This is a genomic window from Lutimonas vermicola, assembly GCF_038433205.1.
GTDB classification, from domain to species: Bacteria; Bacteroidota; Bacteroidia; order Flavobacteriales; family Flavobacteriaceae; genus Lutimonas; species Lutimonas vermicola.
Genome location: NZ_JBCDNA010000003.1, coordinates 93,530 through 109,072, shown reverse-complemented (window position 1 = coordinate 109,072; position 15,543 = coordinate 93,530). Strand labels below are relative to the sequence as shown.

The following is a 15,543-nucleotide window of genomic DNA, read 5'->3' as shown; positions in this document are numbered from 1 at the left end:
AACTCCCCAATTTCTTGGAGAGCTTTCTTGTACTTCTTTGCTGTGGACCCCTGGGTTTCGAACCTATTAGTTTTTTTATCCAGCCTAATCAAAACTTCTTATTACAATTTTCCTTCATCAGTAAAGCTATAGTAAGCATCCTCAGTAAGAATTAAATGATCCAGTAATTTGATGTCCATTAACTCCGCTGCCTTCTTTACTTTCTGTGTGATAGTTAGATCGGCCTGTGAGGGTTCAAGCGAATTCGAGGGATGATTATGGACCAAAATGATACTTGTGGCCTGAGTGAGTAAAGCATCTCTTAGAACGAGTCTAACATCGACCAGCGTTCCTGTTATTCCACCGATACTCGCAATACTCCAGCCAAGAGTTTTATTTGAATTGGATAAAAATAAAACAACCATAGCCTCTCGTATGTTGATTTCAACAGGATAAACCTGACGAATGTAATCAGCTACATTTCTAGATTGACTGATCTTCACGTTAGGAACAACATCACTTGTTTTGTAAACAGCGGATACTTCGCGCAATTTTGACTTAAATGTTTTCATAGAAAGAGGAATTAGTTCAAGAGGATAGAACTAACCTCCTGAATCGTTAAGGTAGAATCCTTGTGACCCTACACACCTGGAATTAAAAAGACAAAAGAAAGTTGCCCCTACCCAAGTTTTGAGTGAGAAACGGTTTTCCCCGTATCACTAAGCCGGGGCCTATACCCATAGTAAGTAGTCACAATTGAGAATTAGGGGTAAATGATATAGGGAGTCATATCACAATCAGTAAACCTTAATGATCTTTCTAGCAAAACTTAGTTGATTCAGGAGTTTATCATAAAGTGATTAGTACTTCTGTATAAACAGTTTAGAATATTAGAAATATCGACGTTGAAGGATAGGGCAGGCGAGGGTGAAGCGATGGGAAGCGGCTATTTAATATAGTGGCGTTATAATTCAGAAAATGAATGAATGCAATTATAACTGCTCATTATGATGAATAGCTTAGGATAGCAAAAGAAAGTTGAAAAAGAATAGTATTTGTTTCTCGAGAAATTAACTTTGATTTAAACATAAAATTATAAATAAGCGGTGTGTTATCGATTAAGAGGTTATGGCTCTACAGAAGGAGTATCCCCTACAAAAAATATATTTTCACTTGCTACTAAAAATTCCAAAAGATGAGTTTCAATGGGAATTAATTGATACAAAATCTTGTTATCAAAAAGACCTGATTTGTTTCCTATGTAGAAAAAGGATATTCTTTTCACTAGAAAACTAATATTATAATTTCTAATATTAACAGTGTATAAGTCTGCGTTTTGTTCATCTTGAATAAGATCTAATTCATAAATGTCTTGTCCGTCACATATTTTAAATAGGAAATTTGAATTTAGACTCTCATATTTTGATCGAGTTACAATAAATATTGAATTACAATATTCATTAGGATCAATCTCATCAGGAAAAAGCAAACCATCATTTGACGAAGAATATCCCAAAAAAAGGACACTTTTTAGTAAATCCATATTATTTCAATAGTGCTTTAGAAATCGTATTCACAGTTTTTTCTCCCTTTAAACTTTCCCATTTTAGTTGTTGAAAATCATAACGTTCCACCATAAAAACTTTAGAATGGATTAGATCTTTATTGAACTTAAATGTTCGATGACCATTATTGATTTTATTCTTTTTATATAAAGCTCTGGCCCTTTTGGTACCTATATATCTATACTTTAAAGATAAAAATGGTTTAATAGTGAATTGAATAACAGAATTTTGAATATTATTCTTGCCATTTTTATGAAACGCCCATGCTTTGGCTTCATGTAAAAAATTTCCCATGTAAAATCCTTGACCGAGTTCTCCTACTCCAAGATTAACGTTTATGTTTCCTTTATAAATGAGCTTAGCCGCCTTTCTGTCAGTCCCGTGGTACCAGCAATCGTATAGGTCTTTTCTCTTAATCATATTATATTATTAATGTTTGTAGAATTAATTGGAGGGATAACAATCTTTCTTAAAATAACAAGGTGCATATTAATTTCTGATAAACAAAAGAAAACCAATAATTCACATATTAATCAAGAGGCATTATTATATTTCTTAAAATTCTCAGCTTGCTCAAAAATCTCTTTATATACCTCATCTTTGTCAACTGGAGGATAGCCATTTTCAGCTAAAAGGATAATCAAATCCACTTTCAATTCTGCTTTAATATCTGTTCTGCGATTCCAGTCAGTATATTTAGCTTTATCATCAACCACTATTTTTACTTTCTTAGCTAAATTCAAAAGTTTATCTTCTGGATAGTCAAAGTCATACTTTATGCAAAGGGATTTAAGGATATCGTAAAAGGCTTTTTCTTCAAAATCAATCCCTAAATCAGCAAATGAATCTTTTTCCTTTACAAGTTCATGATACAGATTGATGATCTCATCTGTAAAGTCTTCCAAAACTTCACTTTGTAGCACATCTGCTTTTCTATCATTGTATGCGTCTACCAATTTATTCATCTTTTTAGAAAAATTGACAGCCTTTATTTTATTGACTTTTTTAAACTCATTTATAGCTTTCCCTAAAAGCTGTTGCAATAGCTTGATTTTAGTATTGGGCAGTTTTATTTTATTAATCTTCTCCAAATAATCAGGATCAAAAATGTCTATTTTAGTTTCAGAATCATCTCCTAATTTGATGATTTCTTCAACTCCTTCACTTTGAATTGCCTCTTTTATCATTTCTCGAACTTTTGCATTCATTTGAGCAGTGTCTGGAGCACCTCCTGTTGTTAATTTTACAACTATTGAACGAATAGCCAAATAGAAATGAATATGATCCTTTTCAGATTGATTAAATTCTTCACTTCCACAACAGATGTCATATGCAGATTTCAAACGTTTTACCAATCCTATGAAACGCAATTCTTGTTTTTCTGTAAGTTGCGCAAATTCAGCAGCCCTCTTTAAGCAATCGAGCTGTTTTAAAGGTTCTCCAGTAAAGTATGGGAGAGTATCAAATTGATGAAAAAGCATTGCTAATAAGTTTAAATGATCTTTTACAACAACAATAGAACTAGCTATCTCTTCAAAATTTTTCCCATCAATTTTTGAATACTTTTTTAACGCTTTATTCATTTGACTCTTTATACCAATGTAGTCAACAATTAATCCTTTTTTCTTAGTTCCAAATTTGCGATTTACTCTAGAAATGGTTTGAATTAAACTATGTTGTTGAATGGGTTTGTCAATATACATGGTATCAAGAAATGGAACATCAAAACCAGTCAGCCACATATCTACAACAATAGCAATTTTAAAATTGGATTTCTCATTTTTAAACTGACGATCTAATTCTTTACGGTAGTCCTTAGTTCCAAGGGCATCATACATTTCTTTCGGATCATCTTTATGACGTGTCATAATCATTTTAATCCTCTCAATCGGTTTAATTTGTTTCTTCTCATTATCTGAAAGCTCAGCTCCCTCTTCAAATGCTTTGACCTTTGCCCACTCTGGACGTGACGCTACTATATATTTGTATAATTCAAAGGCAATGGGGCGGCTACTACAAACAATCATTGCTTTCCCCTTTACAGTTGCACCTTCCGTAATTCTATTTTCATAATGCTTAATAAAATCATCTGCTACAGTTTTTAATCGATCAGGATCACCTATAATAGCATTCATTTGAGCCATCGCCTTTTTACTTTCTTCTACCTGGTATTCATTAGCTCCATCTTCAGCACATTTAGCATAATAGGCTTCAATTTCTTTAAGTTTTTTATTATTTAATAACACCCTTGCTGCCCGACCTTCGTAAACGATACGAACCGTAATTTCATCTACTACAGATTCGGTCATAGTGTACGAGTCAATGACTTCACCAAATACGTCTATAGTGGCATCAATCGGAGTTCCTGTAAAACCAACGTACGTTGCATTAGGTAAAGAATCATGTAAATATTTTGCAAATCCATAGGTTTTCTTAACCCCTGTTTTAGTCACCTTTACTTTTTGATCAAGGTTCAGCTGGCTTCGATGGGCTTCATCAGAAATACAAATTACATTTGATCTATCAGTGAGAAGTTCAGTGTCTTCAGTGAACTTATGAATAGTTGTTAAATAAACTCCCCCGCTTTTTATTCCTTGAAGTCTGTCTCTTAGTTCTGATCTTGTTTCAACACTTATTATGTTATTATCTCCAATAAATCCTTTGGCATTAGTAAATGTTCCTGAAAGCTGATCATCCAAATCCGTTCTATCAGTAATTAGGATAATTGTAGGGCTTGAAAAATGTACACTTTTCATTAATATACGAGCGAGAAAAAGCATGGTGAAACTCTTACCACATCCTGTTGCCCCAAAATAAGTTCCACCTTTTCCATCACCGTATGGTTTTTGGTGGAGCTTGATATTTTCTGCTAGTTTATTTGCTGCATAATACTGCGGATATCGACATACTATTTTTTCATCTTTCTTAGAAGCGTCTGGTATGTAAATGAAGTTGCGAATAATGTCTCGTAAACGATTGAGGTTAAACATACCTTGAATAAGAGTGTACATGGAATCAATGCCATCTACTTCATTATCTAATCCTTCCACTTTACGCCAGGCGTAGTAGAACTCATAAGGTGCAAAAAACGAACCTGCTTTGTTGTTTACACCATCACTGATGACACAAAACGCATTGTATTTAAAAAGCTCTGGAATGTCTCTTTGATAGCGAGTGGTTAACTGCACATACGCATCATGAACCGTTGCATTTTCTCGAATAGCACTCTTAAATTCAAATACTACTAAAGGCAAACCATTGATGTACAAAATACCATCTGGAATACGTCTTTGATAGCCTACAATTTCTAACTGATTAACAATTTTATAAGTGTTGTTATTGCTCTCGTAATAATCAATGAGATAAATCCAAATGTCTTTTTGAGAACGGTCTTCACGCTTTAAAGCAAAACCATCTGACACCAATTTCATGAATTTTTTGTTACTCTCATACAAATCAGAAGACGAAATTTTTTCTAATCGTTTAATGATTTGGTGGGCTTCGGATTCAGTTAAGTTGTCTGCTTTGTATTGGTCGAGTAAAAATACTTTTAGATCTTCTTTGATTAAAACTTCTTCTTCTAAACGAACTATATCTCCACCCAACATATGAGGAATGTCTTCTTGTCCCAATAGCTCAATAAAAGCCTGTTCTAATTGTGCTTCCGTGAATTTCATGTGGTTTCAGTAGTTTGAATGGATTCTACTTTAGAGATTTTTTGAAGTACTAAATCTGTAAGTTTTTTTAAAGCATTGATTTGTTTTGAATTATTTAAAAGAGTATCGTAGATAGGAGTAATTTTAGAATCATATGCTTTAGATAATACTTTACCTGGATCCAAAACTTTTTTACCTTCAAAATCTTTAGTTACTAATGCTTTAAAAACCGCACCTACAGCTTCTTTTTTTAAAGACTTGATAGTTTCTAGAGTTAGTTGATGAATGTAATAGGCTCCAATTATGTCATTTCCTAAAATTGCATAACAACTTTGGTTCATTGCCATAGGCGAACCTGCTAACGAAATAGCACCAACAGTGCCCCGAGCTGTTACAAATACAGTGTTTTTAGGATATAGTTTACTACTACAATTGTCTAATCCAGCACCAGTAATATATTTTTCAGTAATTAAACAGTAGTAGGAATCATCAATATCTTTTGGAGTGAAAAAAGGAATATTACCACCCCAGAAAGTTGGTTCGGTTGTCCTAGGAGTTCCTCCTCCTTTTAGTTCTACCACCTCCGTATATGCCTTAACTTCCCACACCTCAGGAATATTTTTATCCAATTCATTATTATAAACCATTTTCCCACCAGAAGATTTATAAGGCTGACCGTTTTCGTTAGGAAATTCAAAATCTACGAACCAATGCTTATAAAGCGCTTGAGCCGTTTCTTCTAATTTTTGATTGATCTCCTCAATCAGCTTTATGCGATTAACAATAGTGTTGTATTCTTTTACAATTTCTCGTTGTTTATCGATTGATGGGACGGGTAATTTCACATCACATAATTCATCCCAATTAAAACCGCCTCGTACTGCACTATCACAACAGAAGTAAGCATATCTATCAAACTCCTCACGTCTAAACCACATCATTAAATATTCTGGATGAAGCTCGTTCGAATCTATAACCTCAAAAGCGGTATAGGCTGGAGAAACAATTATTTGTTCATCATTCTTTTGAAGTACAACAGGTAATTTTCTAACACGAATAGTAGACATAAAATCACAAGCAAATTGCCAATGATCAACGATTTTATATCTGGATAAATCAGTACCAATAATATTGGAAGCATGAGGCCTAAATTTCTTGGTCATGCTTAGGCCTAAAAGTTTGATGTTTTGAGAATTTTTATTTCTCACATCAATTTTATGTATGAAATCTCCTAATCTTTTATAGCTCGATTTCATATCCAATTTCTTTAAATACGTTGAGGAAATCCTTTTTTGATTGTTCTTCTTCTTTTAATAACTCTGAAAACTCACTTTGTAAAGCCGCCATTTTTTCATCAAAATTGATATTCTCATCTCTATTGATGAATTCAATATACTTGCTAGCAGCAAGGGCATAGTCTTTGCTTCTAATATCATCCAGAGATCCAGAATAACAATATTCAGGAATGTTTTCATATCCTTTATCCTTTTGCTGCCATTTATGATATGTTTCAGCTATTTCTTCAGTAACCTCTGTCGTAAATTGAATGTACTTTTTCTCAAATGGGACACCTTTTTCACGTAAGTCCATGAATAAAACTTCATCTTTTCTATCTCGGTAATTCCTTTCAATATTATTCAGTTTGACGGTTCTTTTTTTCTTATTGTTGTTGACAATCCAAAGTGTTACACTAATATCGGTGGTATAGAACATTTTATTGGGCAGAATTACAATCGCCTCTACCAATCCGTTCTCAATCAGTTTCTTTCGGATCTTATACTCTTCACTTCCGCCAGATAGAGCACCATTAGCCAGTATAAATCCAGCAACTCCATTGTCAGACAATTTGGAAACCATATTCAAAATCCAAGCATAATTCGCATTTCCTGTTTGTGGCACTTCATATCCTCTCCATCTAGGATCATCTAATAATTCATTGTCAGCTCTCCAATCCTTTTGGTTAAAAGGAGGATTCGCCATAATGTAATCGGCTTTTAAGTCTTTGTGTTGATCCTTCGAAAATGTATCGGCTGGTACAGCACCTAAATTGGCTGAGATTCCTCTAATGGCTAAGTTCATTTTAGCCAGTTTATAGGTAGTAGAAGTGTATTCTTGTCCGTAAATAGAAACATCCTTTTTATTTCCATTATGACTATCAATAAACTTCATGGATTGTACAAACATTCCACCCGAGCCACAAGCAGGATCATATATTTTTCCCTTATATGGTTCAATCATTTCGGTGATAAGATTTACAATACTTTTAGGTGTATAGAATTCTCCTTTTCCTTTTCCCTCTGCAATTGCAAATTTTGCTAAGAAATATTCATAAACACGTCCTACAATGTCTTGTTGTTTGTCCTTAAGGGTGTCAATATTGTTAATAGTATCAAGTAAAGCAGCCAACTTGCTCACGTCCATATTTAAACGAGAGAAGTAATTGTCTGGTAAAGCTCCTTTTAGTGATGGATTATTCTTTTCGGTGGTATGAAGAGCAGTATCAATTATCAGAGCAATGTTGTCTTGCTTAGAGTTTTTAATAATGTGACTCCATCGAGATTCTTCTGGTAAGAAAAAGACATTCTTCATGGTGTAGAACTCCACCATTTCTAAAAATTGATCTTGATCTGCATCTTTTAGCTCCTGTCTGCGTTCTTCAAACTTGTCGCTAGCAAACTTTAGGAAGATCAACCCAAGTACAACATGTTTATATTCTGAGGATTCTACAGTTCCTCTCAGTTTGTTGGCGGAATCCCATAGGGTTTCTTCCATTGATTTTGTTTTTTTTACTGTTGCTTTTTTTGCCATAGACATTTTATATCTCTTATTTAATGTACTCTAGTTTTCAATTCTGATAAACGACTAAATTAGTCATATCGGTTTAAATCACCATGAGGAAACACGTAATTTAAAAACGTTAAAAATTAGGTTTTACGGGCTGTTTAACTAAGAAATAAATTTATCCATTTAATCATCCGTAGTATAGATGATTATAAATAAAAAACCTCAGACGAATCTGAGGTTATTTATTCTTTTATAGTGCACCATTAATGCAAATGAAGAACAGGACACTTAAGTAAGGGCAAATATAATCAATATTAAATCAACTAGGAAATGAGTATCCGATTTTTTTTGTGATTACATCTTTAATTTGCTCATTTTCAGCATGCTTTGAAAACAAATTATTTAAAGAATCCTGTAACTCATTTTTCCTATTTAAGGAAATTTCATCAAGTAAAAACAGCAAAACTTTAATCGCAGCGTCCAATTGATGACTGTTTCCATTATTAAATTTAATATTAGGCAATTCATTAACCCCAAAGACAATATTTAGATCATAAATAACTCCACTATGGGCACAACTATTACGAACAAATACTAATGTATCAAGAAAATTCTGAAACTTTTGAAACTTTTTAATCTGATACTTTGATGAAATTTCTTTCTTTAATTCCTCATCTAAAATGCTTTCATAAATCCTCGAAATTGATCCGAAAGTATAGTATTCGAATGTTTTCCAACATGGAGCATATTTATGATCTGGATAATTCTCGTGGTGACGCTTAATTTGGAAATTTTTATTTATGAAGTTAAAATTATAATATCTTTTTAAGTTTCTAATATACTCTTTCGACATAATTTTTGGATCGGTATACCAAAAACAGTTGTTTTCATATTTCATGGAGGGCCAATAGATGAGGTTGGTTCTAAAGTTTAATTCAAATCTATTTATATACTTTATGAGAAGATACCTCAAGTCGACATCGAGATAATATAAATTCAGAATATTTGAAAATCTGGTATTCTTTTGGAAATTGTGATCTTCATCAACTTCGAATGGATGCCAATAAAAACCTAAACGATAATAGCCAATATCTAAAAGAATTTCTTTGAGTTTGGCTTCTTCAAAGTCTAATATCATTCCGCGATTTCGTAGTTTAATAATTTGATTATCAATACTTGTAGCTTTGTTTGCCATTTTTGAGAATAATTGGTCAATTTTTGAGATAGTCAAAAGTATCAATCATTTCATAAAGGATCTTCATTTTTGGAATTAAATAATAAGGATTTAGTTATTTTATCAACCCATTCAATTTGCTTTTTATATGCCTGAGGTAAGGGATGATAATAAGCCCAATCAAAATCTTTTTTGTTCAGGCCAATTCGATTATCATTACCAATGGCTTCAATAGCCATTTCAGCTAGATCTTTTAATTCTTTACCAACTCCCCAGGCAAATATTACTGGAATACCTTTTATAAACAAGGAGGTAAATTCCTTTTTTCTTCGTGGATCAAATATGGAATGTGGTATGCCCTTTTGATCAATTTCCTTGGCTTTTAAGAACATCCTGTTAGATTTAGGTTCACGTATGTCTGTGAGGTTTAAAACCCTTGCAAATTCTAGCTTACAAGCTATCATTACCTTCATGATCTGATTTTGGGTTCTATCAGGAATTGCCTCTGATTCTGAATCGTTGTTGTCGATTTCATCTATGGGTTTGGAGGCTCCAGGGTTCATCATTATAACCATAAGATCTGGCCTTTGCTTAAAAGAATTCTTCAGTTTGATGTTTAGGTATTTTCTGAATTTAAATTCACCAATCTTGTAAAAAAGTCCAGATATGTCAAATAGTTTTCTCATCAAGAGTTAAGCTTTTAGCCATGTATAAAGTAAATATCTCATTCTGTAACTCGGTATATATAGATTCATAGGTTCATTATTTCGAATACATCCTCTCCATATCCATTGAATCATTTCGGATAATGCCCATTGATCCTCATCTATGGGCGATCCATTGCTTATGAAAAAGTTTTTTAACTCAGGATTCAGAAATCTGTTTCCTAAGTAGGCCATTGATTTTTTATGCGCATGGCTATTGGTAGCTCTAGCATTAATGGCGATGAACCCTTTTTTATATCCATTGCCAGATAATTTTCCCTCAAAATCTTTAAAAGTTGTGAATGCGTTATCATCAGATTTAGTTTTGAATTGACGTTTGAATACATAAGCAGTATCTAAATTTAATTTCTGAATCTCAGATCTGTTTTTTCTTGCAATAGACGATTTACTTAAATTACATTGATGTCTTTTACTGTTCTGATTTCTATCTCCTTCATATATGGTTAAATTGTATTTAATTTTATTCTTAATGGTTCTTTGGCTGCATTTGTTGATAAATGTATACTCCAAATTAAACAATCTAAAATATGCTGACATAATTGAACCCTCAAATAAATAGGTTAAAATTTGAATTTCTTTAAAGGACAGGAATAGATCTATTGGAGATATAGAGATAAAAGCATTGTTCTGGAGAAATGTATTTTCTTGTTTACAAAAGTTCAAAACACTTTTAAAGGAATCATCAGTGTAATCGTTATCAACTTTTGCAACTCTAGATGTTTTATCTTCTATTTGAATTAAATTTTCATTGTTTAATATCTCTAAATCCCTTGATCCAATATTAAATACAAAAACAGGATTTATTGCTTCGTCAATGATTAATATATAATCTTTAAGATTTGGAATATCAAAGGAATTAAAAGAACTATAAAGCTGATGAGTAGTAACTATGTTTTTACCTTGTTTAATTAAATCTGAAAGATGATTTCCTTTATTCTGGAGTTTATATAATTTGTTGAAGTAGTTTAAAATATCAAAATGTCCATCATCATTAATTTGTGATTCAAACCCTACATGTTTCATGTAGTTTTTAGGGGCATGGACATGATTTAATTCTTCTGATACCCTTTCAATTTCGTCTAAAAAAGGTGTTACATAAATAAACTTTTGATCGTCCTTTTCATATTGCCTCATTCTTTCTATTGCATCCCTAGTTTTCCCAGAACCCATGATTTGGTCATATATTTTTATATCAATATTGGAGTCTTTTAAGTCTAATTTTTCTTTTACGAAAACTTTTTCTAATTCGCTGTATTTCATACATATAAAGTTCAAATGGCCAGTTTGTTCCTGGCCAATTATTATTATCTTGTTTTATTTTTTTCTAAAACGTCTTCTATATCTTTTAAATCGTAAAAAAGACTCCCTCCAACTTTGCTATAAGGTATATATCTATGAATTCTCATATTTTGCAATGTTCCTGGACTGATTCCTAACATTTCGCGAACTTCTGATGATCGAAGCCATGTTTTTGGTTTAGAATTGTTTGTTAAAGTTGTTAGCATACTTGTAATGTCACTTTTAAATTGCTCAAAATCTTCTTTAGTAATAAATTCTACTTTCATCTCAATTATTTTATGTGTTAATTAATCCCATATCTATTATGAGCTATTTAAATAATACACTAACTAGAATTAAGAATGTTTCTGGATGATAAAAAAAAGTGAATATTATTTAGAATTGATTAATTGTTATCTGCGATACGAAAGTTAAACATAGCTTTATGAATAAAAAGCCCCAAAAAACTATCGGGGCTATTTTGTTAGTTCATGTTAATCAGATTGCCTCTGTCAAACTGTTTTCTGAATCTTCACTTTTAACAGAAAGCTTCATCTTTAGTTTAGCCATATCCTGAGAAACAGTAATGTCTAATATTTTAGCATAATGCTGCGTGGTTCTCAAAGATTTGTGTCCAAGCATCTTAGAAATAGATTCTGTAGAAACCCCATTCGCCATAGTAATTGTAGTAGCAAAGGTATGCCTCGCGGTATGAAATGTGATGTTTTTAATTATACCGCATAAATCGGTTAGCTCCTTTAAATATGCGTTTAACTTCTGATTGCTTTTAACAGGCAGCAGTGTTCCAGAATTCAACACTGTTGGATTATTCTGGTATTTATTAATAATTGTTTCAGCATAAGGTAGTAATGGAATCTTTGAAACAGTATTTGTTTTCTTCCTCTTAATATGGATAGCCTTTTCACCATTCATACCAATGACAATATCATTTTCAGATAATAATTTAACATCCACATAGGCTAATCCAGTATAACAACTAAAAAGGAAAATATCTCTAACCAAGTCGAGCCTTGGGATTTTTAAATCTTTGCCGATTATTAAATCAATTTCTTCCTGTGTCAAAATTTCTCTGTCAACCTTCTTAAAACTTCTTTTGAATCTTGAAAAAGGATCTTTATTGATCCAATCATTGTCAAGAGCAATCTTAACAATCTTTTTAAAATTTTTGATGTATTTCAACGCAGTATTGTGACTCTGATCCTTCACATTCATCAAGTAAAATTGAAAATCTGTGATAAACTTGTGATTGATTTTATTCAATGGTAAATCATTAATACTGTAATTGTAGATAATAAAACTGTGAACGTGTTTTAAGGCGGTTTCATAGCGCTTTACAGTAGCTTTGGTATATTGCTTTCCTTCTAATTGTTTAAGTTGTTTGTTATGAGCCTGAAAGACCTCAATAATGGTTTTACTCTTCTTGTTGGCACCGGATAATATATTCTTTATTGAATTGGCATCGAAATCTATTTCCTCTTCAATAAGATCTTTATGAATCTTATAAACCTTAGAAGTAAGTAAATTTAGGTATTCATTGAGGCTTCTAATTGATTCAGATCTTCCAATTCCTTTGTGACCCGATTTGCTCCATTTTTTGATATCTATTCGACGGCTAGTACTGGTTTCTGCCCTTTTCCCGCCCACTGTAATCCGTAAATAAATAGGCGCTTCATTGTTTGCATTTACCTTACTTTTCTTGAGGTAAAACAAAAGATTTAAATTCTTTGTCATATTATTAATCATTAAAATTAAAACGGAATAAAAAGACTTATTCCTAACTAAATAATACCAATATGAATCGAGAAAATAAAGATATAAGCAATTAAAAAACAATAATTTACATCTCTTTTGGTGACCCATTTGATCGTTCTAGAAAAGGTCACCGAATAGGACACCTATAAAATGTTTAATTATGTGAATTTTGACACTAAAAAGCATAAAAAAATCCTGTAAACATTCAATTTACAGGATTTTAGTACGATTTGATATAAAAGAAGTGGAGATGGAGGGACTCGAACCCTCGTCCAAACAAGCAACTAAAATACTTTCTACATGCTTAGTTTTTATTTGGTTGTAGGCCTGAAGCCGACTAAAAACGACCTACTTCAAGCTTAGTTCCTTTAGTTTCGAAAGACCAGCGAAACAATGATCTTTCTAGGTTTACTTTTACGATGCCTCAAAACTGAACGCCGTTAACCAAGGCTTTCAAGAGACATTTAGCTTTCCCGTCTAACGGGACTAGGCTCGATCCTACTATAATTCGGATTAAGCAGCTAAAGCGTAATTATCTTCGCCGTTTAAAAAAGTTGAAATCGATTTTTACGAGTGCTATTTCATGGCTCGGCATGCTTATATTTTAACTGATCTTGCTGTCAAAACCAGTCATCCCCAAATTGTAAAGAACATTAAGAGTGCAAATGTATAAAATTCAAGATGAATCCTTGTGCATTTGTTCAATTCAAAATATCTTAGCGCAAAGACTGTTCCAAATCTGTCATTCAGGAAATATTGTCAGCTTTTATTTAAAACAAACATTATGAAATTCGGAATTATTAAAGAGCGGAAGAACCCGCCTGATAAAAGAGTTGTGCTTACGCCACTTGGCTGCAAGCAGTTAAAACAAGCATTCAGCGAGTTTGAGATTATTGTCGAGAAAAGTGAGAACAGGACATTTACAGATCAGGAATATATTGATCATGGAATTGAAGTCATCGATGATGTCTCCTCTGCTGAGGTATTGCTGGGGGTTAAGGAAGTTCCTGTTGATGCGCTTGTCAGTGGCAAGAAATATTTTATGTTTTCACACACCATTAAAAAACAGCCCTATAACCGCGATTTGCTCAGGGCTATTTTGGATAAAAATATTGAGCTCTATGATCATGAAGTGATTACAGACCAAAAGGAAATCAGGCTGGTGGCTTTTGGCCGTTATGCCGGAATCGTTGGAGCCTACAATGCGATCAGGACCTTTGGTATAAAAAACAACAGCTTTTTATTGCCGAAGGCGCAAGAACTTGCTGATCAGGCCCAGTGTATTGAAGAATTAAAGAAAATCAGTTTGCCCAATATAAAAATAGTGCTTACCGGAAAGGGAAGGGTGAGCAACGGGGCAAAAGAAATGCTAGATGGCATGGGCTTGAAGGAAGTGACCGTTGATGACTATTTGAACAAAACATATGAAGAAGCCGTTTATTGCCAGATAGACGTGCTGGATTATAATAAAAGAACCGATGGTAAAGTCATTGACATGTATGACTTTTTTGATCATCCTGAATCCTATAAAAGTGATTTTCTTCGTTTTGCTAAAGTGAGCGATGTGTATATAGCGGGTCATTTTTACGCTACAGGTGCTCCTTACATATTTACGAGAAAGGATGCGAAATCAAGCGATTTTAAGATAAGAGTAGTCGCAGATATCAGTTGTGACATCGATGGTCCCGTTGCCTCTACACTCAGGGCTTCCACCATAGCAGATCCGATTTACGGTTATGATAGAGAACAGGAAAAGGAAACTGATTTTATGGATGCTGATGCCATTGCTGTAATGGCTGTTGACAACCTGCCCAATGAATTGCCCAGGGATGCTTCTCAGGGCTTTAGTAAAAACTTTGTTACCCATGTTATTCCTGCTTTTTTTAATGGGGATAAGGATGGTATTTTGGAGCGGGCAAGGATGACCCGGGAGGGGAAACTCACGCCACGTTATCAGTATCTTGAGGGGTATGTTAAGGGATTGGAGTAGATTTCAAATGCTTCAATGCGTCAATGGGTAAATGCATGAATTTTTTATGCTGCTGCCTGTGCTTTCGGTTTCCACAAAAGGATTAGCCCAAAAACAATTGGGAAAACGCCAAAACCAAGGGTTAAAAATAGCCAGTTATGGCCTGGTATAAAATAAGAAATGATGCCCAACAGCATAACGGCAATTCCAAAATAGACCAACCTGCTGGTCACAAACCTGTTGAGATTTAGTATGATCAATCCATAGATGATAATTGATACAGGAACAATAATGGTACTCATGTTTTGCTGAAGTAGAAGAAATATGATGATCCAGCCCAGCAAGCTTGGAATCAAAAAATTGAATCTTTTTTTAAAACTTACAGGGTTGGTGTTTCTTTTAACAAGGATTGAAATGGTAATCACCGTTATCACGAAGGTGACAAGGGCAATTGAAAAAATGACTATCTCAAAGAAGCTTATTGGTAAAAGATTACTTCCTTCTTCGCTAAAGTAGTAGTTAAAGAATAATATTTTCGTGAAATAGATCGCTACCAGGGCATAAATACCCGATAACAGAAAGATTTTAGACCGATAGTTCATACAAGCTATTTTCCTGCCAAGAAAATAAGAAATATTAT

At 33.2% G+C, this 15,543-nt stretch carries 13 protein-coding genes and 1 other RNA gene; 1 reads left to right on the top strand and 13 read right to left on the bottom strand.

Annotated features, from left to right (window positions below):
* Positions 1 to 101 precede the first annotated feature (101 nt).
* From AABB81_RS12430 to ssrA, 12 genes are all read right to left on the bottom strand, one after another.
* Positions 102 to 530, bottom strand: coding sequence for a JAB domain-containing protein (locus AABB81_RS12430; RefSeq protein WP_342160873.1), 429 nt, complete (start codon positions 528 to 530; stop codon positions 102 to 104).
* A gap of 575 nt (positions 531 to 1,105) precedes the next feature.
* The gene (locus AABB81_RS12425) at positions 1,106 to 1,522 is read right to left on the bottom strand and encodes a hypothetical protein (protein WP_342160872.1); all 417 of its coding nucleotides are present in this window, start codon (positions 1,520 to 1,522) and stop codon (positions 1,106 to 1,108) included.
* A gap of 1 nt (position 1,523) precedes the next feature.
* Positions 1,524 to 1,964 (bottom strand): hypothetical protein, encoded by a 441-nt coding sequence (locus AABB81_RS12420; protein ID WP_342160871.1) that lies wholly within the window; start codon positions 1,962 to 1,964, stop codon positions 1,524 to 1,526.
* 113 nt (positions 1,965 to 2,077) lie between these two features.
* On the bottom strand, positions 2,078 to 5,221 hold the full coding sequence (locus AABB81_RS12415; protein WP_342160870.1) for a type I restriction endonuclease subunit R: 3,144 nt from the start codon (positions 5,219 to 5,221) through the stop codon (positions 2,078 to 2,080).
* Positions 5,218 to 6,456 carry a restriction endonuclease subunit S gene (locus AABB81_RS12410; protein WP_342160869.1) on the bottom strand — a complete coding sequence of 413 codons (1,239 nt, stop codon included), beginning with the start codon at positions 6,454 to 6,456 and terminating at the stop codon, positions 5,218 to 5,220. The genes AABB81_RS12415 and AABB81_RS12410 overlap by 4 nt, the downstream gene beginning before the upstream one ends.
* The gene (locus AABB81_RS12405) at positions 6,440 to 8,008 is read right to left on the bottom strand and encodes a type I restriction-modification system subunit M (protein WP_342160868.1); all 1,569 of its coding nucleotides are present in this window, start codon (positions 8,006 to 8,008) and stop codon (positions 6,440 to 6,442) included. The genes AABB81_RS12410 and AABB81_RS12405 overlap by 17 nt, the downstream gene beginning before the upstream one ends.
* A 295-nt stretch (positions 8,009 to 8,303) precedes the next feature.
* The gene (locus tag AABB81_RS12400; RefSeq protein WP_342160867.1) at positions 8,304 to 9,179 is read right to left on the bottom strand and encodes an Abi family protein; all 876 of its coding nucleotides are present in this window, start codon (positions 9,177 to 9,179) and stop codon (positions 8,304 to 8,306) included.
* A gap of 50 nt (positions 9,180 to 9,229) precedes the next feature.
* Entirely contained in the window at positions 9,230 to 9,844 is a 615-nt protein-coding gene (locus tag AABB81_RS12395) for a hypothetical protein (RefSeq protein WP_342160866.1), read from the bottom strand.
* Positions 9,845 to 9,850: 6 nt separating this feature from the next.
* Positions 9,851 to 11,143: a hypothetical protein gene (locus AABB81_RS12390; RefSeq protein WP_342160865.1), complete on the bottom strand. Its 1,293-nt coding sequence runs from the start codon at positions 11,141 to 11,143 to the stop codon at positions 9,851 to 9,853.
* A 44-nt stretch (positions 11,144 to 11,187) separates the two neighbouring features.
* Complete coding sequence (locus tag AABB81_RS12385) at positions 11,188 to 11,448, bottom strand: helix-turn-helix domain-containing protein (RefSeq protein WP_342160864.1); 261 nt, start codon at positions 11,446 to 11,448, stop codon at positions 11,188 to 11,190.
* 211 nt (positions 11,449 to 11,659) lie between these two features.
* On the bottom strand, positions 11,660 to 12,913 hold the full coding sequence (locus tag AABB81_RS12380; protein ID WP_342160863.1) for a site-specific integrase: 1,254 nt from the start codon (positions 12,911 to 12,913) through the stop codon (positions 11,660 to 11,662).
* A gap of 263 nt (positions 12,914 to 13,176) precedes the next feature.
* Positions 13,177 to 13,572: a transfer-messenger RNA gene (gene ssrA / locus AABB81_RS12375) on the bottom strand.
* Between the two features lie 146 nt (positions 13,573 to 13,718).
* On the opposite strand from ssrA, the gene AABB81_RS12370 reads away from it, so the two are divergent.
* Positions 13,719 to 14,924 carry an NAD(P)-dependent oxidoreductase gene (locus AABB81_RS12370; protein ID WP_342160862.1) on the top strand — a complete coding sequence of 402 codons (1,206 nt, stop codon included), beginning with the start codon at positions 13,719 to 13,721 and terminating at the stop codon, positions 14,922 to 14,924.
* 44 nt (positions 14,925 to 14,968) lie between these two features.
* Here AABB81_RS12370 and AABB81_RS12365 read toward each other — a convergent pair whose 3' ends face one another.
* Positions 14,969 to 15,505, bottom strand: a complete 537-nt coding sequence (locus AABB81_RS12365) for a hypothetical protein (RefSeq protein WP_342160861.1) — start codon at positions 15,503 to 15,505, stop codon at positions 14,969 to 14,971.
* Positions 15,506 to 15,543 lie beyond the last annotated feature (38 nt).

Coding starts and splice junctions, on each gene's coding strand:
- AABB81_RS12425 (WP_342160872.1), bottom strand. CDS start 1,522: ATGGATTTACTAAAAAGTGTCCTTTTTTTGGGATATTCTTCGTCAAAT.
- AABB81_RS12420 (WP_342160871.1), bottom strand. CDS start 1,964: ATGATTAAGAGAAAAGACCTATACGATTGCTGGTACCACGGGACTGAC.
- AABB81_RS12415 (WP_342160870.1), bottom strand. CDS start 5,221: ATGAAATTCACGGAAGCACAATTAGAACAGGCTTTTATTGAGCTATTG.
- AABB81_RS12410 (WP_342160869.1), bottom strand. CDS start 6,456: ATGAAATCGAGCTATAAAAGATTAGGAGATTTCATACATAAAATTGAT.
- AABB81_RS12405 (WP_342160868.1), bottom strand. CDS start 8,008: ATGGCAAAAAAAGCAACAGTAAAAAAAACAAAATCAATGGAAGAAACC.
- AABB81_RS12400 (WP_342160867.1), bottom strand. CDS start 9,179: ATGGCAAACAAAGCTACAAGTATTGATAATCAAATTATTAAACTACGA.
- AABB81_RS12395 (WP_342160866.1), bottom strand. CDS start 9,844: ATGAGAAAACTATTTGACATATCTGGACTTTTTTACAAGATTGGTGAA.
- AABB81_RS12390 (WP_342160865.1), bottom strand. CDS start 11,143: ATGAAATACAGCGAATTAGAAAAAGTTTTCGTAAAAGAAAAATTAGAC.
- AABB81_RS12385 (WP_342160864.1), bottom strand. CDS start 11,448: ATGAAAGTAGAATTTATTACTAAAGAAGATTTTGAGCAATTTAAAAGT.
- AABB81_RS12380 (WP_342160863.1), bottom strand. CDS start 12,913: ATGACAAAGAATTTAAATCTTTTGTTTTACCTCAAGAAAAGTAAGGTA.
- AABB81_RS12370 (WP_342160862.1), top strand. CDS start 13,719: ATGAAATTCGGAATTATTAAAGAGCGGAAGAACCCGCCTGATAAAAGA.
- AABB81_RS12365 (WP_342160861.1), bottom strand. CDS start 15,505: ATGAACTATCGGTCTAAAATCTTTCTGTTATCGGGTATTTATGCCCTG.